Source organism: Robertmurraya sp. (assembly GCF_036676585.1).
GTDB lineage: Bacteria > Bacillota > Bacilli > Bacillales > Cytobacillaceae > Robertmurraya_A.
The window spans coordinates 1-20,785 of the sequence record NZ_JAKFCQ010000025.1; the positions used below are offsets into that span (position 1 = coordinate 1).

22 protein-coding genes, 1 pseudogene and 1 other annotated feature are annotated in these 20,785 nt (G+C 39.1%); of the genes and pseudogenes, 2 read left to right on the top strand and 21 right to left on the bottom strand.

From position 1 onward, the window contains the following. From safA to nadB, 4 genes are all read right to left on the bottom strand, one after another. The coding region (gene safA / locus ACGLXV_RS01805) for a SafA/ExsA family spore coat assembly protein (protein ID WP_391557265.1) at positions 1 to 1,010 on the bottom strand (1,010 nt) is incomplete at its 3' end. Between the two features lie 159 nt (positions 1,011 to 1,169). Continuing rightward, positions 1,170 to 2,273 carry a quinolinate synthase NadA gene (gene nadA / locus ACGLXV_RS01810; RefSeq protein ID WP_391557266.1) on the bottom strand — a complete coding sequence of 368 codons (1,104 nt, stop codon included), beginning with the start codon at positions 2,271 to 2,273 and terminating at the stop codon, positions 1,170 to 1,172. A gap of 15 nt (positions 2,274 to 2,288) precedes the next feature. Beyond that, entirely contained in the window at positions 2,289 to 3,125 is an 837-nt protein-coding gene (gene nadC / locus ACGLXV_RS01815; RefSeq protein WP_391557267.1) for a carboxylating nicotinate-nucleotide diphosphorylase, read from the bottom strand. Then, positions 3,094 to 4,668 (bottom strand): L-aspartate oxidase, encoded by a 1,575-nt coding sequence (gene nadB / locus ACGLXV_RS01820; protein WP_391557268.1) that lies wholly within the window; start codon positions 4,666 to 4,668, stop codon positions 3,094 to 3,096. The genes nadC and nadB overlap by 32 nt, the downstream gene beginning before the upstream one ends. 106 nt (positions 4,669 to 4,774) lie before the next feature. Here nadB and ACGLXV_RS01825 point away from each other — a divergent pair, with 106 nt between their 5' ends. Both ACGLXV_RS01825 and ACGLXV_RS01830 read left to right on the top strand, forming a co-directional pair. Then, positions 4,775 to 5,932, top strand: coding sequence for an IscS subfamily cysteine desulfurase (locus ACGLXV_RS01825; RefSeq protein ID WP_391557269.1), 1,158 nt, complete (start codon positions 4,775 to 4,777; stop codon positions 5,930 to 5,932). A gap of 32 nt (positions 5,933 to 5,964) precedes the next feature. Further along, positions 5,965 to 6,504 carry a transcription repressor NadR gene (locus ACGLXV_RS01830; RefSeq protein ID WP_391557270.1) on the top strand — a complete coding sequence of 180 codons (540 nt, stop codon included), beginning with the start codon at positions 5,965 to 5,967 and terminating at the stop codon, positions 6,502 to 6,504. A 156-nt stretch (positions 6,505 to 6,660) separates the two neighbouring features. Here the strand turns inward: ACGLXV_RS01830 and pheA are convergent, their stop codons facing one another. The 17 genes and pseudogenes from pheA to ACGLXV_RS01915 form a co-directional block, all read right to left on the bottom strand. Further along, positions 6,661 to 7,515: a prephenate dehydratase gene (gene pheA / locus ACGLXV_RS01835; protein WP_119709260.1), complete on the bottom strand. Its 855-nt coding sequence runs from the start codon at positions 7,513 to 7,515 to the stop codon at positions 6,661 to 6,663. Positions 7,516 to 7,614: 99 nt separating this feature from the next. Further along, on the bottom strand, positions 7,615 to 8,073 hold the full coding sequence (locus ACGLXV_RS01840) for an ACT domain-containing protein (RefSeq protein ID WP_119709261.1): 459 nt from the start codon (positions 8,071 to 8,073) through the stop codon (positions 7,615 to 7,617). A 33-nt stretch (positions 8,074 to 8,106) separates the two neighbouring features. Beyond that, a complete protein-coding gene (gene obgE, locus ACGLXV_RS01845) occupies positions 8,107 to 9,399 on the bottom strand; it encodes a GTPase ObgE (protein WP_391557271.1) in 1,293 nt (430 codons plus the stop codon). A gap of 90 nt (positions 9,400 to 9,489) precedes the next feature. Beyond that, positions 9,490 to 10,035, bottom strand: coding sequence for a Spo0B C-terminal domain-containing protein (locus ACGLXV_RS01850; RefSeq protein ID WP_119709263.1), 546 nt, complete (start codon positions 10,033 to 10,035; stop codon positions 9,490 to 9,492). 134 nt (positions 10,036 to 10,169) lie between these two features. Further along, positions 10,170 to 10,460, bottom strand: a complete 291-nt coding sequence (gene rpmA, locus ACGLXV_RS01855) for a 50S ribosomal protein L27 (protein ID WP_391557272.1) — start codon at positions 10,458 to 10,460, stop codon at positions 10,170 to 10,172. A gap of 14 nt (positions 10,461 to 10,474) precedes the next feature. Then, positions 10,475 to 10,807, bottom strand: coding sequence for a ribosomal-processing cysteine protease Prp (locus tag ACGLXV_RS01860; RefSeq protein ID WP_119709265.1), 333 nt, complete (start codon positions 10,805 to 10,807; stop codon positions 10,475 to 10,477). 11 nt (positions 10,808 to 10,818) lie between these two features. Then, positions 10,819 to 11,127 (bottom strand): 50S ribosomal protein L21, encoded by a 309-nt coding sequence (rplU, locus tag ACGLXV_RS01865; protein ID WP_391557273.1) that lies wholly within the window; start codon positions 11,125 to 11,127, stop codon positions 10,819 to 10,821. Between the two features lie 13 nt (positions 11,128 to 11,140). Then, positions 11,141 to 11,218: a sequence feature (ribosomal protein L21 leader region), on the bottom strand. A gap of 69 nt (positions 11,219 to 11,287) precedes the next feature. Further along, positions 11,288 to 12,739: an Rne/Rng family ribonuclease gene (locus tag ACGLXV_RS01870; protein WP_391557274.1), complete on the bottom strand. Its 1,452-nt coding sequence runs from the start codon at positions 12,737 to 12,739 to the stop codon at positions 11,288 to 11,290. A 42-nt stretch (positions 12,740 to 12,781) separates the two neighbouring features. Continuing rightward, the gene (locus ACGLXV_RS01875) at positions 12,782 to 13,648 is read right to left on the bottom strand and encodes a M50 family metallopeptidase (RefSeq protein WP_391557275.1); all 867 of its coding nucleotides are present in this window, start codon (positions 13,646 to 13,648) and stop codon (positions 12,782 to 12,784) included. Further along, a complete protein-coding gene (locus ACGLXV_RS01880) occupies positions 13,641 to 14,417 on the bottom strand; it encodes a peptidoglycan DD-metalloendopeptidase family protein (protein ID WP_391557276.1) in 777 nt (258 codons plus the stop codon). Before ACGLXV_RS01880 ends, ACGLXV_RS01875 begins: the two co-directional genes overlap by 8 nt. A 122-nt stretch (positions 14,418 to 14,539) precedes the next feature. Next, a complete protein-coding gene (minD, locus tag ACGLXV_RS01885) occupies positions 14,540 to 15,343 on the bottom strand; it encodes a septum site-determining protein MinD (RefSeq protein WP_119709270.1) in 804 nt (267 codons plus the stop codon). 1 nt (position 15,344) lies between these two features. Further along, positions 15,345 to 16,025 (bottom strand): septum site-determining protein MinC, encoded by a 681-nt coding sequence (gene minC / locus ACGLXV_RS01890; protein ID WP_119709271.1) that lies wholly within the window; start codon positions 16,023 to 16,025, stop codon positions 15,345 to 15,347. A gap of 142 nt (positions 16,026 to 16,167) precedes the next feature. Next, positions 16,168 to 16,686 carry a rod shape-determining protein MreD gene (gene mreD / locus ACGLXV_RS01895; protein WP_391557277.1) on the bottom strand — a complete coding sequence of 173 codons (519 nt, stop codon included), beginning with the start codon at positions 16,684 to 16,686 and terminating at the stop codon, positions 16,168 to 16,170. Beyond that, positions 16,683 to 17,564: a rod shape-determining protein MreC gene (mreC, locus tag ACGLXV_RS01900; protein WP_391557278.1), complete on the bottom strand. Its 882-nt coding sequence runs from the start codon at positions 17,562 to 17,564 to the stop codon at positions 16,683 to 16,685. Before mreC ends, mreD begins: the two co-directional genes overlap by 4 nt. A gap of 79 nt (positions 17,565 to 17,643) precedes the next feature. Beyond that, complete coding sequence (locus tag ACGLXV_RS01905) at positions 17,644 to 18,666, bottom strand: rod shape-determining protein (RefSeq protein WP_119709274.1); 1,023 nt, start codon at positions 18,664 to 18,666, stop codon at positions 17,644 to 17,646. A gap of 176 nt (positions 18,667 to 18,842) precedes the next feature. Continuing rightward, positions 18,843 to 18,983, bottom strand: a pseudogene (locus tag ACGLXV_RS01910) (JAB domain-containing protein); the annotation flags it as partial. A 105-nt stretch (positions 18,984 to 19,088) separates the two neighbouring features. Then, complete coding sequence (locus tag ACGLXV_RS01915) at positions 19,089 to 20,327, bottom strand: hypothetical protein (protein ID WP_391557279.1); 1,239 nt, start codon at positions 20,325 to 20,327, stop codon at positions 19,089 to 19,091. Positions 20,328 to 20,785 lie beyond the last annotated feature (458 nt).

A 20,785-nucleotide genomic window follows, 5' to 3' on the forward strand; every position in this document is an offset into this window, starting at 1 on the left:
GGCATTTGTGCATCCTGCGCACCCATCACTTGACCTGGCATCATTGGCATTTGTGCATCTTGTACGCCCATTACTTGACCTGGCATCATTGGCATCTGCGGCATAAACGATGATGATTCATCATCAAACGGTTGCATGCCCATTCCTGGAACTCCAGGCATCATTCCATACGGCATAGTTGGCATTGCAGGCGCACCTGTCATTGCACCCTGAACCTGAGGATATGGTGCTTGAGGAGCAAAACCTGTTGGCTGACCAAATCCTGGAGTAGCTTGTGGATACGGATAGAAATTTTGTGGGTACATTGGATTCATGGGTTCGTAACCCCCTCCTTGAGTAAAGTTTGGAACGGCAGTATTGGCCTCTGGCAGTGGTTTCACACCTTTAATTGGCTTCACTTCCGGCAATGGTTTTACCTCTGGTAAAGGCTTCATTTCCGCAGGAAGCTGTTTGGGTTGCATTGGAAATTGTGGTGCTGGTTGAGATTTTAATTCGGCAGGTGCCAATTGTTTTGGCTTTACCTCTTCTTTAACTGGTTTCGGCGGCTTCGGTACTGGCTTTGCAGGTTGTTGCGGTTGTACAGATAAATTCGCCATATTCATCATATAATAGTTGTTAATATCAATTTCAGGTATCATTGGCTGTGGCATTTTAGGCTTGAATGGCTTCTTTGGAGCCTCAGCAATTGGTTCGATTTGCTCCTCCATCTTTGGCGGTTGTTCAATCGGCATTTCTTTTTTAGGCGCTTCTTTTGGTGCAAGAGCAATTGGCTGTTCTTTAGGCATCTCTTTTTTTGTACCCATATTTATTTTCGCTTCCGGCTTTCCAGTGATAGGTGCTTCTTTCTTTATCATTCCACCACCGGTTGGTACTTTAATTTTCATACCGGGCATGATCATATCAGGGTTACTGAGCTGCGTATTCATTTTTTTCAGCTCTTCAAAATTCACGCCGTACTTCTTGGCGATTTTCCAAAGAGTATCCCCTTTCTGTACGATATGGATTTTCACTCTGATTTCCCTCCTATGCGTAAGTCCATATATTGTATGTCGGAGTGGGCAAATTGCTAACAATCTACATAAAAACTTATGAAATTTTCAAAAAGAATATGAATTGTCCCCTTTTTTCTCAAAAAAAAAACCTCCAAATGATTGGAGGTTTTTAGCATTTTAGGATTGGTCGAGCATTCTTGTAAGAGCGAGCTTTGCATACTCCGCAATTTCAGCCTCGACCTTAATGACATTATGAAGTTCACCTTGTTCTATACTTTCCAACGCCCATAATAAATGGGGCAGATCAATACGATTCATGGTGAGACACGGACACATATGCGGGTTTAAAGATACAATCTGTTTATCTGGGTGGTCCTGAATAATTCGATTCACTAAATTCATTTCCGTTCCAATGGCCCAAGCGGAACCAGCAGGTGATCCCTCAATTTGCTGAATAATATAATTCGTCGAACCAGCTAAATCAGATAGCTCCACTACCTCGCGTCTACACTCTGGGTGAACAATAATTTTCATATCAGGGTGATTAACACGTATATCTGCAATGTTTTGAACGGTAAAGTTCTCATGAACAGAGCAATGTCCCTTCCATAAAATCACCTTTACTTCTTCTAGATCTCCTTTGTATTGTAAAGTATTGGAGATAGGATCCCAAACCGCCATTTTGTCTAACGGTACCCCTAAATTAAAAGCGGTATTTCTCCCTAAATGCTGATCAGGAAGAAATAAAATTCGATCCTTTTGAGTAAACGCCCATGTGACCATATGTTCAGCATTGGACGAAGTGACTGTTGCCCCACCATGTTTCCCAACAAAAGACTTAATGGCCGCAGTGGAATTCACATAGGTTAAGGGAAGAATGGTATCACCAAATACATCCTGCAACTCTGCCCATGCTCTTTCTGTTTGATAAATATCGGCCATATCTGCCATTGAGCACCCTGCTCGCATATCAGGCAGTATCACTTTTTGTGAATCATTGGTTAAAATATCCGCCGTTTCAGCCATAAAGTGAACGCCACAAAACACAATATATTCCGCTTCGTGATTCTCTGCAGAAAGCTGGGCAAGCTTTAATGAATCTCCCGTATCATCTGCAAATTGTATTACTTCATCTTTTTGATAATGATGCCCCGGGATATATAGTTTGTTTCCTAATCTTTCTTTAATGGCTCGTACTCTGTTTTCCATTTCATCCTTCGTTAGTTGTTTGTATAAATTAGGCAGAAGCTTATTTTTTTCAACCACTTCAAATAAATTCATCCCACTCATCCTCTCTTACTTCACATGAACTTTCGCACTAATATCTATTGATTGAATCGTATGTGTTAAAAATCCTAATGAAATAACATCGACTCCCGTGTGCTTGTACTTATACAAGTTCTCTAACGTAATGCCACCAGAAGCTTCCGTTACGATTCCTTCTGGAACTAAAGTGATCCACTCTTTGATTTCATCAGGTGTACGATTATCAAACATAATCACATCAGCACCAGCTTCAATCGCCTCTAACAACTGCTCCTTCGATTCAATTTCCACTTCGATTTTAACCATATGCCCTAAATTGGATTTTACTTTTTCCACGGCTTTTGAAATGGAGCCTGCAAAAGAGATATGATTGTCTTTAATCATTACTCCATCATATAAACCAAAGCGGTGGTTAAAACCTCCACCACACCGAACCGCATATTTTTCAAGCATTCGAAGACCTGGTGTCGTTTTACGTGTATCTACAATCCTAGTAGAAGTAGAATCTACTATATTTACAGCTTCTTTTGTTCGAGTAGCAATTCCACTCATTCGCTGAACGAGGTTAAGTACCACTCTTTCCCCCTTCAATAACGTGGTTACTTGACCAGTTATGGTTACTAACTTCTGGCCTTTTTTAAACCCTTCTCCATCTCTTACTTCCAGATCAATAACCATGTCATTGTCTAGAAGGCTGAATCCTGTCCGGATAATCTCTTCCCCACAGAATATGCCATTCTCTTTTGCAATAAATACAAGTTCCCCTTGCTCATCATCGCCAAAAATCAATTCACTTGTTGTATCTCTCTCTCCAATATCCTCCAGGAAAAATTGTTCAAGTTGCAAACGCAGCTTTAATTTGTTCATAGGAATCTCCCTGCTCCTGTCTATGTTTTAAAATGATTTTTTTCTCTAACCAGGCGGTATCTTCAATTGGAAAATCCTCGCGGAAATGCCCACCTCGGCTCTCATCTCGAAGAAGTGCTGATTTCGTAACTAACCAAGCGGTAATTAACATAAAAATCACTTGGATATCTTCCTTTGATATTTCATCGATTGAATAACTAATCAGCTCTTGTATTTGGAAGCTCTCTAGCCAAGATAAATGCTCTTGTAGATCTTTCTTGTTTCTTACAATCCCTGCATGTTTCATCATATTTGCCTGTATGACTGCCTTATCTGGGAGTGATACTGTTCCCATCTTCCTTGCACTTGTTTCGATGATGGAAAATAAAGATGAATCCTGCTTGACTGTTTGGTTGATTAAGCCGGCAAGCCTCTTCCCGAAAAAAAGACCTTCTAATAAGGAGTTACTAGCTAATCGGTTGGCACCGTGTATTCCTGTGTAAGCTACCTCGCCAATTGCATATAGGTTCTGGACACTTGTACGTCCATAATGATCGGTTTTCACTCCACCCATTAAAAAATGGCAGCCAGGCACAACTGGTATAAGACCTTTTGAAAGGTCAATTCGATTCTCCTCACACATTTTTGTTATGGTTGGAAACTTTTTAGTAAACTCTCTTATATTACGAATATCTAAAAATACTTGCTCACCTGCTTGCAAATAATCAAATATCGTTTGTGACACAATATGTCTTGGTGCTAGGTCTTCCATGGGATGGACATTTTTCATAATTCTTGTTCCATCCTGTAAAGTTAGAAATCCCCCTTCGCCACGAACTGCTTCCGAAACTAGTCCTTGACACTTCCCTTCAACAAACAAAAGAGTTGGGTGGAATTGAATAAATTCTAAATCTGCCACTTCCGCACCTGCACGGTATGCTAATGCAATTCCATCCCCGACCACCGTTTCTGCATTAGAAGTAAAACTATAAATTTGACCAAGTCCTCCTGTTGCTAAAACAACATGGTTTGCAAGAAAAACTTTTGTCTCTCCATGTTTATTTTTAGCTTTTACCCCGATACACTTTCCATCTATAACCAACAACTCGTAAACAACCATTTCTTCGATTATTTGTACGTGCATGGTTTCCTTTAATAAAAAATTCATCACATTTTTCCCTGTTGCATCCCCACCACTATGAACGATTCGGTTATGACTATGTGCACCTTCCAATCCAAGCAGTAAGCCGCCATCTTTCGCTCGGTCAAACGTACATCCATCACAAACCATTTCTTTAATTAGGTCTGGAGCCATTGCTGTCATTTCTTTGACTAGCTCACGATCATTCGTGTACCTTCCTGCCTCCAACGTATCAAGATAATGTTTGTCTGGATGGTCTTCCATAGCTATTGCCGCCGCTATGCCCCCCTGAGCAAGATTAGAATTTCCATCTGCCGCTTTTGACTTTGTGAGAACAATCACATTTATATCACAGCTAAGCTTCTTTGCTAATTGCAAAGCAGCCACTCCACTTCCAATAATTAAAACATCGGAGTGTATCATTTTATCACCATCCGTATTTTACAGGTGTCTTGACACTTATATTTACATACAATTACAATTATGACAAGTGTTTTATGAAGGAAATCTAGTAGTTTGGAGGACGACAATGAAATATTTTGATTATGCTGCTACTTGTCCACTGGACCCCGAAGCTGCCTCAGCATTTGTTAAAGCATCAACTGAGTATTATGGAAATTCTCAAAGCCTACATGATATAGGGAGTCGTGCATCCACCTTACTTGAAGGGTGCAGGGAGGAGATTGCAAGATTACTAGGTGTAAAGAAGGAAGGAGTTTATTTTACAAGCGGAGGTTCTGAAGGAAATTTTCTTGCGATTCAATCTCTTTTATCCCAATCATCAAAAAAAGGAAAGCATATTATCACGAATATTGCTGAACATTCCTCTATCCATTCATCCTTAAAAATGTTAAAAGGCTATGAGATAACTGAATTGCCCTTAATGAAAAATGGAATGATTGATGTACAGCAGTTTCAATCCGCTATTCGTGATGATACCGTACTTGCTTGTATACAACATGTTAATTCTGAGATTGGGACGGTACAGCCACTAAATGAAATTGGTGCGCTTTGTAAGGAAAATGGGATTCTCCTACACAGTGACTGTGTACAATCCTTTGGGAAATTGGATGTAAAAACGATCACTCCATTCGTAGATAGCCTTGCGATTTCAGGTCATAAAATATATGGGCCTAAAGGGATTGGTGCGCTATATGTTTCACCATCCATTCCATTTGATTCGTATTACCCAAATACGTCACATGAGCGTGGAATGAGACCAGGAACAGTGAATATTCCTGCCATTGTTAGCATGGTTACAGCTGCCAGTAAACAAGTAAGAAACTTGCCCCATAATTATGAACACATGAAATCTTTACGTGAACAGTTTCTCTCTCATCTAATGGACGTAAGAGATGAAATCAGTATTCATGGTAATGAAGATGAACAGCTACCATCCATCCTAGGTCTTCGAATAAAAGGACTTGAAGGCCAATGGGTGATGCTAGAGGCTAACCGTAAAGGATACGCAATCTCTACTGGAAGTGCCTGCCAAGTGGGTCTGAGTACCCCCTCCAAAACGATGATCGCACTAGGGATAGATGATAAGTCAGCAAAAGAGTTCATCCGTATATCATTCGGGGTTCATACAACTGAAGCGGATGTGAAAGGGTTGGCTCAAACCATTATTGCTATCATCCAAGAAGCACCACAGCGTGATAATCAAATAACAATTATGGTAAAATAATTGTAGTGTTGACAATAAGGGAGACGTTTAAAATGAATGAGAAAAAGATATTAGGAGAAAACCGTCGTGAGCTCATTCTTGAATGGCTAAAATCAAGTGGTACACCGATTACTGGAGGAGAACTCTCAACAAGAACGAATGTTAGCAGACAAGTAGTTGTTGGGGACATTACGCTTTTAAAGGCGAAGGGTGAGCCAATTATGGCAACGAGCCAGGGCTATTTATATCTTTCCAATCAAGCGAACGATGCTCCTATTTACCGAACCATTGCCTGTTCACATCCCCCTGAGCAGACAGAAGATGAATTAAATTTGCTCGTTGATCATGGAGTTACTGTCAAAGACGTAAGAATTGAACATCCAATATACGGCGATTTGACAGCATCAATCATGGTGTCAAATCGTAGAGAAGTCAAGCAATTCTTAGAAAAGATGCAATCAACCAAATCTTCCTACCTCTCAGAGTTAACAGGAGGGATTCATATTCACACCATTTCAGCACCGTCTGAACAAATCCTTGATCAAGTCGAAGAAGCACTGGACAAAGCTGGATTTCTCATTGATCGAAAATAAAAAAACCTAGTTGCTCGTTAAAGCAACTAGGTTTTTTGTCCAGCTCCAGCGCCTAGCCCCTCGAGGTCATAAGCCAAATCTCTCCAGAAGGCAGGCCTTCCTGCGTGATTCGTCTTATGCTTGTCGGGGCTTAGCAAGGCGCTTTCGCTTTTCTTTTTACCCAATTTCATGATAATATGGATAGCTGCCAAGCACCGATACACTACAACCGAGCGCTTCTAGTTCGGCAATTGCACCTGGGATCAGAACATCGTCCATCTTTTCCTCAATATCAATGATAAAAAAGTAATTCCCAAGTCCCGTCTTCATTGGACGTGACTCGATTTTTGATAAATTTAATTTTCTCCATGCAAAAGCAGATAGCACTTGATGTAAAGCACCTGAACGGTCCGTAGGTAATGTGACCATTACTGTCGTTTTATAACCTTTGATATCAATGGTTTTTGGCTGAAGTGGGATGTTTTTCTTTGATAACACGATAAATCTTGTATGGTTAAAGTCGTAGTCGTGAATATTATCTTTTGCAACAGCTAGTCCATATTCTATAGCAGCTAGTTGATTCGCAATAGCGGCTACGTTTTCATCCGGATGTTCGATAATATACTTCGCTGCAGCAGCTGTACTCGTTGCATTCTCACAAGGTACGCCTTTTAATGATCCGTGAAGGAACTTATGACATTGAGCAATGGCATGCGGATGGCTTAATACTTTTGTTACCTCCTGCCATCTCTCTTTCACAGACGGATGTACAAGTAAATGCTGCTTTACAGGAGTTGTAACCTCAGCAATAATCGGTAAGTTAATTTCATGAATTAAATAATCCAATGTAATATTTACCGATCCTTCTAACGTATTTTCAAGCGGAACAACCGTAACGTCAACCTCTTCCTCCATTACTGCATCTAAGCAATCCGGAATTGTGGCATAAGGAATTCGCTCCTCATGAGGAAACATTTCTCTTGTCACTAAATCAGTAAACGTGGCTCTTGGTCCTAAAAATGCTACTTTCAATATTCTCTCTCCTTTGTTACCACAATCCATATCTCTCTTTTTATCACTTTATCACTTTAAACAAAATATGTATACAAATGAAAAACAGGGCGGAAGCAATTATGCTCCTGACCCTAGTACTTCAACCTTCTCTACAAATTCCATCCTGCGTAATCGTGCTAGCAGTTCTTCAATTTCAATAGCCATATCCGTCGTATTTAAAGATAGCGTTACGTTGGCCCTACCTTGAAGTGGGATTGTCTGATGAATAGTCAATACGTTACAACCAGATGATGCTACCACACCAAGCAGCTGTGAAAGCGTACCTGAACGATCTTCTAGATGAAAAAACAAGGTAATTAGCCGTTCTTTGACAATCGTGTGGAAAGGAAAGACTGTGTCTCTATATTTGTAAAAGGCACTGCGGCTTAAATCGACCTTTTGAACCGCATCCCACACAGACTCAACCTTCCCACGTTCAAGCATTTCCTTTGCATCAAGAGTTTTTTTCATCGCTTCAGGCAGCACATCTTCACGCACTAAGTAAAACTTCTTGTCTAATATATCTTCTTCTTTCATTTTCCCCACCCCCAGGTAAAGCGCTACGAAATACTAATCTAAAAATTCGAATTCATAATCCATAAGTCTTACTGTATCACCATTTTTTGCTCCTCTTTCTCTTAACGCTTCATCGACTCCCATACCGCGAAGCTGGCGAGCAAATCGTTTGATCGACTCGTCTCTAGAGAAGTCAGTCATCTTAAACAATCGTTCCACTGCATGTCCTGAAACAACAAAGCTTCCATCCGGATCTCTCGTAATAACGAACTCTGTCTGCTCCGCTTCATGTTTGTAAAGTACGCGGTGAATTCCTGTACTCTCAAGCTCTTCCTCATGAAGTGGAAATTCAGGAGTTTGTTCAATTTTATCAGCAACCGCAAATAGTAAATCTCTAAGTCCCTGGCGCGTAATCGCTGATATAGGGAAGATAGGATATTCACCTGTTAATTTTTCTTTAAAGGATTTTAAATTTTCCTCAGCATCTGGCATATCCATCTTATTGGCTACGATGATTTGTGGTCTTTCAGTTAAACGCAAATTATATTCCTGCAACTCCTTATTGATCGTTACGTAATCCTCATAAGGATCTCTTCCTTCTGTTGCAGCCATATCAATTACATGAACGATGACCCTTGTTCTTTCAATATGTCGCAAAAACTGATGACCAAGTCCTACACCGGAGTGAGCGCCTTCAATTAGTCCAGGCAGATCAGCCATTACAAAGCTTCTTCCATCTTCTGTCTCGACCATTCCAAGGTTCGGAACAATCGTTGTAAAATGATACTCAGCAATTTTCGGTTTTGCAGAAGAAACGACAGACAGTAATGTTGACTTTCCAACGCTAGGGAAGCCCACCAATCCAACATCAGCTAGAAGCTTGAGCTCGAGAATTACATCCCTTTCCTGTCCTGGCTCACCATGTTCAGATAATTCAGGTGCTGGATTAGCAGGTGTAGCGAATCGCGAATTTCCTCGACCGCCTCGACCACCTCTAGCAATAATTGCACGTTGTCCATGTTCAACTAAATCGCCAATAATTTCATTTGTTTCTGCATCTTTTACGACAGTCCCTGGTGGAACTTTAACAATCATATCTTTAGAGTTTTTACCATGCTGATTTTTAGACATCCCATGCTCACCACGGGGAGCTTTAAAATGCCTTTGGTATCTAAAATCCATTAACGTTCGTAATCCTTCTTCTACCTCAAAAACCACATCTGCACCTTTCCCGCCGTCACCTCCAGCAGGTCCACCCTTTGGTACATATTTTTCACGGCGGAATGCTACCATCCCGTTTCCACCGTCTCCACCTTTTACGTAAATCTTTACCTGATCTACAAACATCGTAAATCCTCCCGTCTGTCCTATGTTGTTGTTCTATAGTAATGAGCCTGATAGAAGTTGTCATCACATGACGAGAATCGAATGATCCAATTATTCCTCATATGGTAAGAATACCTGTAACGAAAATTCCTGTTCCGAACATTCATGAACGATTACTTCTATTAATGTTTCTTTTCTTTCGAAAAATTCTACAAGACCTGTCCTATTTTTTATTATTCCTCTAAAATCAAAAAAGAAACAGGCTGCCTTTTGTTGTCTGTCGATCGTTATTGATAGATGATTCTCAGCAAACTCCTTAACCGTTTGCTGTAAACACTCAAAAAATGAGGTTATCCAGTTCAAAGCAATCATGTCATTAATTATGTTTTGGTTGTCGGTAGATGCCTCGAGCACTTCATAATCTACCTGAAAAGAGAAGTTGTTCCAGTTGCAGGTAAGAAAGAGGGCAGCAAGCTGTGGTGTATGTAATTGAGAGAGACGAGCCTCATTTTGTGCCTCAATAACAATTTCCTGAATGATTTCGTTTACCCTGTCGTATTTATGTAAAGATAAGTTACCTTTTATGAGCTGTACTTTATTTAACCAATCGTGACGCGAGTGACTCAGCAACTCAACCGTCGTCCAATCCTTATTCATGTCATGCACTCCTGTACCAATTCGTTATCAGTCAGAAAACTGCTTGTTTTTAGTATAGCAAAAAAGAAAACCTTGGTAATAGCTTTATGATTAAAAAAACTCTAACCTAAAGGTTAGAGTTTTTTCTAAAAGAATTAAGCTTCTTGAGCTACAGGGTATACGCTCACTTGCTTACGGTCACGTCCTAGGCGTTCGAATTTAACTACTCCGTCCACTTTCGCGAATAGAGTGTCATCTCCACCCTTACCAACGTTAACACCTGGATAAATCTTTGTGCCACGTTGACGGTAAAGGATTGAACCACCAGATACGAATTGACCATCTGCACGCTTAGCACCAAGGCGCTTAGCTTGTGAATCACGACCGTTCTTTGTAGAACCTACTCCCTTTTTAGAAGCAAAAAACTGAAGATCTAATCTTAACATTATTGTTCCACCTCCTACTTTTTGAAGGTAATTTTTACATATTTCCCGTAATCTCTCTCAATCGTTTGTAGTGACACGACCATGCCTTCAAGCAATAGCTGTACCTTCTCCTGTATGTCCGTAGAGAGATTAGTCGGAATCACACAGCGGAGAAAGCCACCATCTCCTTGCTCAATTTCGGGTTCAACACCTGTTAACGCAATAACTGAGTTAATAGCACCGAATGAAACGGCAGAGACACCGGCACAGACGATATCGTCCCCTCGGTTAGCAAAGAGAGCATGACCGCTTAATGTAAACGACTTTATTTGTCCAGATTCAGTACGATAAATCGTCGTTTGAATCATCTTAGACCGCCTTACGCGTTGATTTTTTCAATGACAACTTTTGTATATGGTTGACGATGACCTTGCTTTTTGCGTTGGTTCTTCTTCGCCTTGTACTTGAAAACAATGATCTTCTTAGCGCGACCTTGCTTTTCAACTTTAGCTGTAACAGTAGCACCCTCAACAACTGGGCTTCCTACCTTTACGCTTTCTCCACCAACGAATAAAACCTTGTCAAATGTAACAGTTTCGCCTGCTTCAGCGTTTAGCTTTTCAATGTAGATAGTTTGTCCTTCTTCTACCTTTACTTGCTTTCCGCCTGTTTCAATAATTGCGTACATGAACTGCACCTCCTTATAAACTAAGACTCGCCATCACAGGCGCTTTTCTAATGAAAGACTTATAACCTGATCTGCGCGGTTGTAGCACGGGTGCTACAAACATAACATAAACGATATTATCATATTTCCTCTCTTATTGTCAATACAAAAAAGCTCACTGTTAGATGAGCTTCGTAATTTTATAGAAAGGTTTATTGTTCGATATGATAATAAAACGAAGGGTTGCATGGATTAATTCTTCCATTCTCTTCAGATGTTTACCTTCCAAGCCGGAAAACACATCTTTTACTGCTTCGGTCGTTTCAATGGTAACAGACTCATAATCGGTCCCCCTTAGCTCCCAAAGTTCTCGTTCTAGCTTGAAGGCAACCGATTCTGCACTTAACACGCTTCCTGTCCCCTCACAGACTTTACATTTTTCCGTTAAACCTTCAGAAAGTGCTACTTTTGTTTTTTTTCTAGTAAGCTGCATGATACCTAGCTGAGTAAATCCAACAATATTTGTTCGTTTATGATCCTTTTGCAAAGCTCTTTCCAATTTCTTTCGGACCATTTCTTGGTCACTCATATCCTTCATATCAATAAAATCAATAAGAATAATTCCACCAATGTCTCTTATTCTTAATTGACGTGCAATCTCTTCTGCGGCAAGCTCATTTGTCTTCACAACGGTATCTTGAAGATGATTTTTCCCTGAATACTTTCCCGTATTCACATCAACAATGGTGAGAGCTTCCGTTTCATCAATGACTATATACGCACCATTTGACAGCCAAACGACACGTCTTAATGCTTTTTCAACTGAGTCTTCAACCCCGTATGCGGAGAATATATTTTGTTTCTCATGATAATAAATAATCTCACTTACTAGATCATCAGAACCACCTGCTAATAGTTTATCCCTTAGGCTAATGTCATCAATCACAATGGTAGCAGACTCCATTTTTTTACATTCTTCCCTAAGTTCCTTTATAAAGTGTTCACTTTCATGAACAATCATCGGTTTCTTTACCATTTTTAGAGATTTTGTGAGTTCATGATACTGAGTTCGTAAATGATGAAGCTCTGTTTCAATTTCCTCTCTATTTGCATCCGTACATGATGTACGAAAAATGAGCCCTTCATGCTCCTCTTTCAGCTCATGCCCTATTTGACGCCAGCTTTCTCTTTGCTGTGAATCTTCTATTTTTCTTGAGACAGCCACATAATAGCCATTCGGCAAATACACAATGTTCTTTCCATTAATCTCAACAATCCCTGTTAAACGTGGTCCTTTATCACCGCTTGCGTCTTTTTCCACCTGAACAAGGAGCCTCTCCCCTTGATGGACAAATGATCCAATCCCTTTAGTCTCTTTTACAGTCTTTTCATCTCTTGCTGATAAAAATGAAACGAGCTTATCTCTATGTAAGAATCCTTGTTTTTCTTCTCCAATATCAACAAAAGCAGCATGTAACCCTGGCATAACTTTCGTTACTGTCCCTATATATATATTACCAACGAGCGACTGCTGCTTTGGTTGTTCAATATACAGCTTCTCAACTTTTTGATCCTTGAGTATCGCATAGCGTTTTTCTCTACCTATATAATTCACAATGATCTTATCCAACATCTATTCCTCACTTTATCAATACGTCACCTTTATTATCATAGTTCAATATTGATAAAGCAAATCCTTCATTCTTGCCATCAAAAGTTTATCAGCAAAATAAGCATGTAACAATTCGTTTTCATCAAGCAATCTTTTCTCCTGTCCATCATTCTCAATGATTATTGGATGCTTACAGCCTCTTTGAAATTTTTCAAGTACATGAATAATTAACTCATCCTCTTCCACCTTTAAAGGAATGAGTGTTCCAAACGTATCCTTTTTCCCGTAATAGCGTTCCAGTAAAAATCGAACAAACACATATCTTCTTTGCTTCCATTCATAATACAAAGAAAACAAAAGAAACGAGATGATAATCCAAACATTAAGATTTAAAGGTTCTGTCACCATAATGACAGAACTAAATAATAATAAAACATAGAAAGAGAGGAGAAGTGTCTGTTTGAATGCTTTTGGAAATGGCTTATTGATAGAAAGCCATAAAAAAATGAATTTCCCACCGTCTAATGGCCAAATAGGAAGCAAATTAAATAAAAATATCATCACATTATACTGTAGAAACATGGAAAACAAATGGTCATTCAAAAGTCCAACTTGATGAAGTAGATAGGCAACGGCAACAAGCCATATGTGTTGTACAGGTCCAGACAATACCACGATTGCTTCTTCTCGTAGCGGCCTGTTTCCATGTTCATCCATCTCTGCAACCCCACCAAAAGGAAGCAACGTGATTTTTTTAATTCTCCATGAAAAATAGGAAGCGGCTACCCCATGACCTAGCTCATGTATAAAGATAATGATTAATAGGAGAAGGAGTTCATAAAAGTGACCTGTCACTACAGACAATGCCACAACTACCCACAAAAGTGGATGAATATGAATTTTTGAAAAAAGCTCAATCATTTTATTCAACCTGAATCACCTGGAAAGGATCTATAAATTCATTTCCTTCTTTTAAGGCAAAGTAAAAGGAACCTTTTTCCCCATCATCACTATCCATTGCCGTTCCAATTTCTTTCCCTTTTTCGATGTATTCATAAAGATTAACCGAGATATCATCAAGATTCCCATACCAAGTCTCACTCTTATCACCGTGCTGGACAATAACCGTCTTACCAAACCCCTCTTTTACACCAGCAAATTCAATCATACCACCACTCATCGCGGTAACGGCCGCACCTTTAGGTGTTTCTATTGTTACCTTTTGTCCGTCTTCACCAAATTCCTCTAGAATTTTCCCTGACGCTGGTAAGGCATATGGCTGCGACTCCTCATTCACTTCTTCTGATTTATTATTTGTAAACGGCAAAAGTGCAAGAGGCTTTCCAAACTGATCTTCATACCAGTTTGCTACTGTCGTAAATTGAAAGTCCTTTTCCATGTTTATCGAAACAAATTCTCTAACACTCTCAAATCTAGCGTCATTATTTCTAAAAATAATCGCTACTAAGAACACCAAAATTGTAGAGGCAAGTATTTTAAAAATAAATACTTCCTTTCGAAAAAGAGGATGAAGCTCTTCTTCTTTCCCACTTTCATATGTGGGAATCCGATCATATCCGTGCGTTTCTTCCGTTTCTGGCAGCAACAGCCTTGAATGAGCAACGGTCTGTGTAAGCCTGTCCCTTTCCCTCTTTCGCTTTGCAATACGTTTACGAATTTCATCCGGTCTTGACCCCATGGTTTCCCCACCATTCCTTTTGCGTTTTGTACAAGTTTATGTGCAAAAGGACAAACCTATGACAATACAATTCAATTACTAGACAAAGAAACCAAATAAAAAAACCGAGAAAAATCTCGGTTTTACTTAACACCAAAAAACTTTTTAATTTTTGTAAATACACCTTTATCACTATCATCAAGCTGTTGGAGTGGTATTGATTCTCCTAATATTCGGCGTGCAATATTTCGATAAGCGATCGAAGCTTTTGAATTAGGATTAAGAGCGATTGGTTCACCATGATTAGATGCTTTAATGACTTCATCATCATCTGCCACTATTCCAATTAAATCAATGGATAGGTGTGCTGTGATTTCGTCTACATCAAGCATATCTCCATTTTTCATCATATGACTGCGGATACGATTAATCACTAGCTTTGGTGCTTCCACATTTTCTTCCTTTTCTAGAAGTCCGATGATTCTGTCCGCATCCCTTACAGCTGAAACCTCTGGTGTGGTTACAACAATAGCTTTATCCGCACCTGCAACTGCATTTTTATAACCTTGTTCAATTCCTGCCGGACAGTCAATAATGATATAATCATAGTCCTGTTTCAAATTGTTAATCAACGTTTTCATTTGTTCAGGCTGAACTGCCGTTTTATCACTCGTTTGTGCTGCTGGAAGCAAGTATAGAAGGTCATCAAATCTCTTATCTTTAACTAACGCTTGATGAATCTTACAGCGACCTTCCACGACGTCAACTAAATCATAAATGATTCGGTTTTCAAGTCCCATAACGACGTCTAAGTTTCTCAATCCGATATCTGTATCAACAAGGCAGACACGCTTCCCTTGTAAGGCTAGTGCTGTTCCAATATTTGCAGAAGTAGTCGTTTTCCCTACTCCACCTTTTCCCGAAGTTACAACAATGGCTTGTCCCATTTTAGCGTCCCCCTTCCAGCTTCGTTAAGTTTGGTCTTAGCTGAGATAATACTTGCAATCTATCAATAATAATGTGATCGTTTTCATCAATATAGGCACATTCCATTTCCCGTTTCTCTTTGTCTGTTCCATTATCTGGAGCACGGTTAATGCAATGACTAATTCTGATTTGTGAAGGATTCATCACTGAGGCAACAACCACTGCATTTGAGTTACCAAAGCATCCTGCGTGAGCAATTCCCTTCAGCGCTCCCATAATAAAGATATTTCCGCCTGCTCGAACAGTCCCACCAGGATTCACATCTCCCACTAAGAGCAAATCACCAGGTGTTTCAAGTACTTGACCTGAACGGATGACTTTAGCTACTGGGATGATCTCATTTGCTGCTATTGCTAGCTCGGCTTCTTCCCTTGTCATTACATTTGATTGAATTAATTCAACGACTAAATTCTTTTTTTGACGTATTAAATTTTTAATTTCTTCTTGCTGATCTTCTGTCAAGTATCGGTTACCTACTTGAACTCGAACAGAGATTAAAGGTCGATCTTTATTAGCTAACGAATTTTCGGTTAATTTAGAATCTAATTCCCTCTTTAATTCTTCATAGGAGCAAAGATCATCTAAGTGTAACGTTAAACCATCCTTTGTTCCTTTTATTAGCACATTTTGTGTCTTCTTCATGTTAAGTTGGTCACCTCAATAGAAAAGCATCCCTCGATGTTAAGCAAACTAAGAATAAGCTCAATACGAAACAAGCTAACATATATCTTTATATTATTTCGACCTTAAGCCCCAGAAATCCTTTTTAAATAGAATCGATTTTTTATTCATTTCTAAGTTCCTCTGCATATTTATCAAACTGCCGTTTAAGGGGAAAGGAAACCAAAATCGTAAAAGCCAAATTTAATATCAAGGTTGGATAAAGCCTCTCCTGTAAGAAAGTTTGAAAATTCATTTCAGTAACTTTTAATAAATAGTTTAACTCATACACACCAAGCTCTAGTAGGATGATTCCGACCATGGAGGTTAATGAAACTACAACGAGATGATTATGTATAAGCTGCATCGTTTTTGAAACAAAATAAGCGACCAGTGGATACAAAAAGAAATATATCCCAATCACTTCAGTATAAACAATATCAAAGAGCAGCCCAAAAATAGCCGCATACAGGATCCCTTGTTTCTTTCCTCCGTAAACGGTTAAAAACAAAAGAACTACTAAAAGAAAATGGGGCACGATGATGCGATCACTATTAAAAAGCTGTGGAGAAAAAAGCTCGACGAACAAACTCTCTAGTATGAAAAAAAACAACACAAAAATAGGAAGAAGGAGTTTTTTCACAATTCCTCCTCCTCTTCACTAGAAATATCACTTAAATCAGGCGTATTCGTCTTAACAGTAACAACCATAACGTGACGAATATCATAAAAATCGGCGCCCGGCTCTATATACGCAGTTTGATTTAATCCAAATTCATCCGGAACGACTTCGACCACTTTACCAACAGGTAAATCCTTCGGAAATACTCCACCTAGTCCAGAAGTAGTAACAATCTGGTCTTTCTCTATTTTCGCATCATACGGAAGCCTCTTTAGTTTAAGGAGTTTTCTTTCCTCATCATATCCTTCAATGGTCCCGTAAGTTTCCGTTTCACCTATTATTTTTGCAGAAATTCGATTTGTTGGGTCATTTGCACTTAATAGCTGAATGGTCGAGGTGAATTGACTTGTGCTTTTTACCTTACCAATTAGCCCATTTGCAGTGATAACCGCCATATTTTGTTGGATACCGTCTTGTTTCCCCTTATTAATAACAAGTAGTTCATGCCATCTTTCAGGGTTTCTACCTACAACGATTGCCTGTACAGGATCAAATTCGCTTAAATCTTCCTTATTATCTAGAATTTCTCGTAGCTCTTTATTCTCTTTTGCAAGTGTTTGAACATCTACCTCAAGCTGAACTAACTCATCTAATCGAGCTTTTAATTCCTTGTTCTCTTCATATGTATTTTGCAAGTCTCTTACATTCTCAAAGAAACCTGCTACATAATTGGCAGGACGTGAAAAGGCTGATTGTACCCATCCTGTCGTATCTTTAATAAATTGTTCAGGCCATGTTAACTTCTCTCGCTCTCTTATTGAAAAACCGATTAATGCCACGAGAATAATGATGCTAACTAGTAAAATGATAAGGCGTTTATTTGATAAAAATTGTGGCATTTCTTACACCTCAAGTGAAAAATTTTCCCACACAGGGGTATTCCCTCACTCCTTAAGGAGAGAGGGAAAGATAGTTTGCTTATCGTGTTTCTGAAGCTTTATTTTTAAAAAGATGAATATGATCAAGAGCTTTTCCTGTACCTATTGCCACACAATCAAGTGGATTTTCAGCAATGAGTACTGGCATATTTGTTTCTTCGCTAATTACTCGGTCTAAATTACGAAGAAGCGCACCTCCGCCTGTAAGGACAATCCCACGATCCATAATATCTGCGGCAAGCTCTGGTGGAGTTTTTTCCAATGTAACCTTAACAGCATCTACGATTGCATATACCGTATCATGTAGAGCTTTCGAGATTTCCTCTGCTCTAATTTCAATCGTTTTCGGTAGTCCTGTTAACAAATCACGTCCACGTATTTCCATATTTTCAATACCTTCTGGGTCACCCGCACTTCCAATTTCAACTTTAATTGTTTCTGCTGTACGATCACCGATCAGAAGGTTGTACGTTTTTCGAATATAATTAATTATTGCTTCATCCATTTCATCTCCAGCAATGCGAATGGACTGGCTTGTCACGATACCTCCTAAGGAGATAATGGCAACCTCAGTTGTCCCGCCTCCGATATCAACAACCATGCTTCCAGTAGGCTCCCATACAGGAAGATTTGCTCCGATTGCAGCAGCAAACGGCTCTTCTATCGGATATGCATCCCTAGCACCAGCTTGACGAGTTGCATCAATCACTGCTCTTTGTTCTACAGCCGTTATCCCTGATGGTACGCATACCATTACATATGGTTTACCTGAGAAGAGACCCTTGCTTTTGTTTGCTTGATTTATGTAATATTTCATCATCGTTGCAGTTGTTTCATAGTCAGCAATAACACCATCTTTCATTGGTCTAAGAGCTACCACATTACCAGGTGTACGGCCAATCATATTTTTCGCATCGTTCCCTACTGCTACAATATGTTTTGTATCTGTTTGCAGGGCAACAACAGAAGGCTCTCTTACAACAATCCCTTTTCCTTTCACATACACAAGCGTATTTGCTGTTCCTAAATCAATTCCAAGATCTCTTGTTCCTATTCCAAACATGAAGTATCTCCCTTTCTCATCCAAATCGTACGAATAAAGTCATCCGTCTAATGGTTTGTCCAATATGGAAATTCACTTTTTCTAGTTAAAGCTATTTATTATGAATTCATCTTAGTGTTTTATTGCAAAAAAATCATAAAGCTTATTATATCGCATCGTCAAATAAATTCATAGTGTCATAAATAGCCTTTTTCCTTTAAACTGACAAATTTATTTTCCCCAATAATCAAATGGTCAAGAATTTCGATGCCTAATATTTTCCCACATTCCACTAGTCTTTTCGTAACCTCAATATCCTCCTTGCTAGGAGTAGGATCGTCGGGTAGGAGAAAAGCGCCATCTAACTAGTTACTGGTTTCTTCTCTCCTCCCACAGAACCGTACGTACACCTTTCAGCGTATACGGCTCGCCAGCTTCAAGGCTTAGTATCTCAAAAAGGAAAACTCAGATAATTTAATAAATGAATATAAACTTTCAATATTTCCTTCCACTTTCACTCTTATACAAAGATCACCTTGTTGATATGATTTCATTTCTAGACTAACTTTGTTAACTGAGCACTTTCTTTTCATTGCTATCGTTCTGATAAAACTGCCTCTAGCTAAGGAAAATAGTTTTGAAAAGTCATGCCAATTATTTGCTCCTCTATAATCCAAAACTACCTTTCTTAATTCAGAATGATACACCCGCATGATTTTTCTTTCAGAGAAGTTGATTAATTCCGGTCGAGGCATAGGTAGAAAATCTTCAATTTCTCCGTATTTTTTTGACAGTCTCTTTAGTGTATCGTAAGGTATCTTGAAAAGAAGAGTGTTAGTCAGTCTACACCTTTTCATCTCATATCCACATAGTAATGCAGGTTTCTTAAGATTGGAAAAGCACAGGGAATATTCTTTGTTTGCATATAAAAGTTTTGAGCTGAAAAATAGTTGCACCTCACTAAAAACCTGGGCCGCTTCGTCTTTTGAACCATTAAATGTCAATAAGTAATGGTCAAACTCTTGAAAATACTTGAACGCTCCTAAGCTAGTATTTGCCTTTTTTCCCTTATTCAATTTCATCTTCAAAAAGATATCCACTTCTTGAAAATAAATAGAGAAAAGTACTGATTTAAGAGTTGCACCTTTGCTTGGAGTTTCTTTATCGATTATTCCTGAGAATATGGCATTATGAAGGAGGAGTAAGAAACGTCGATCACTGACCTTTTTTTCAATATTCTCCAGGAGTTGATGGTACCAAACAGGAGACTCTTTATGATTTATTTTCCCGTAAATCAACCAGGTTTGGTCACTCCAATTTCTTTTTACCTCTTTGAGAGATTGATTATGATCCTCCCTATTTAAGTGAGTTTCTCTAAATATGGATGTAAGAATTTCTTTGATTACCTCAAGGACCAATAACTCTCTAAAAGATGGAGAAATAGAATGCTGTAACCTATCCCTTAGATTATCGAATCGGAACGTTCCCTTTTTTAGTTTCAAAATGATCTCATCCATTTCTAGCATAGGAAATTCATTTGAATTTTTGAGATAATATAATTGTTTATGTGCCCTTATCCATAAATCCTTTCTATACATAAGACGATAGCAATCAGTAATTTGTTTCCCTTTTTGTGAAGCCTTTTTCAAAACGTCTAATTGTTGAAATGGATTAATTGCCATGTTCATGACACCTTTCAAATGGACGAATAGTAGCCTGTCACCCTTCCCCTTGCTAAACCCATTACAGGCAAACGTTGAGTACTATGATGACTCCGTTACCTTATACAACCTCTTTGTTGTACTTAGGCAATCCCTGAATTATGCAACATAATAGAACGTGATGGTTAGGTACCCCTTTTGACGTTTTACTCTTTATAGAGTATAGAAGGACAATCCTTACAATCGAAAAAAGTCAGGAGAACTTCTCCGATATTGTCCTCGTTACCTGTTAGCTATCATAAGTAACGGCGTACCCTTCGCTCCTTCGTCTAGGATTCAAGCAGTCTAGCCTTTACCATACATCACTTGGTCTGAGAAACTGACTCGATATGATAGCAAATCGTCTCTTTCCCTTTTCACATCATGCTTTTTTCCCTTTACAGGTTTCCCTTTTAGGTAAGATGCTGACCATAGAACCA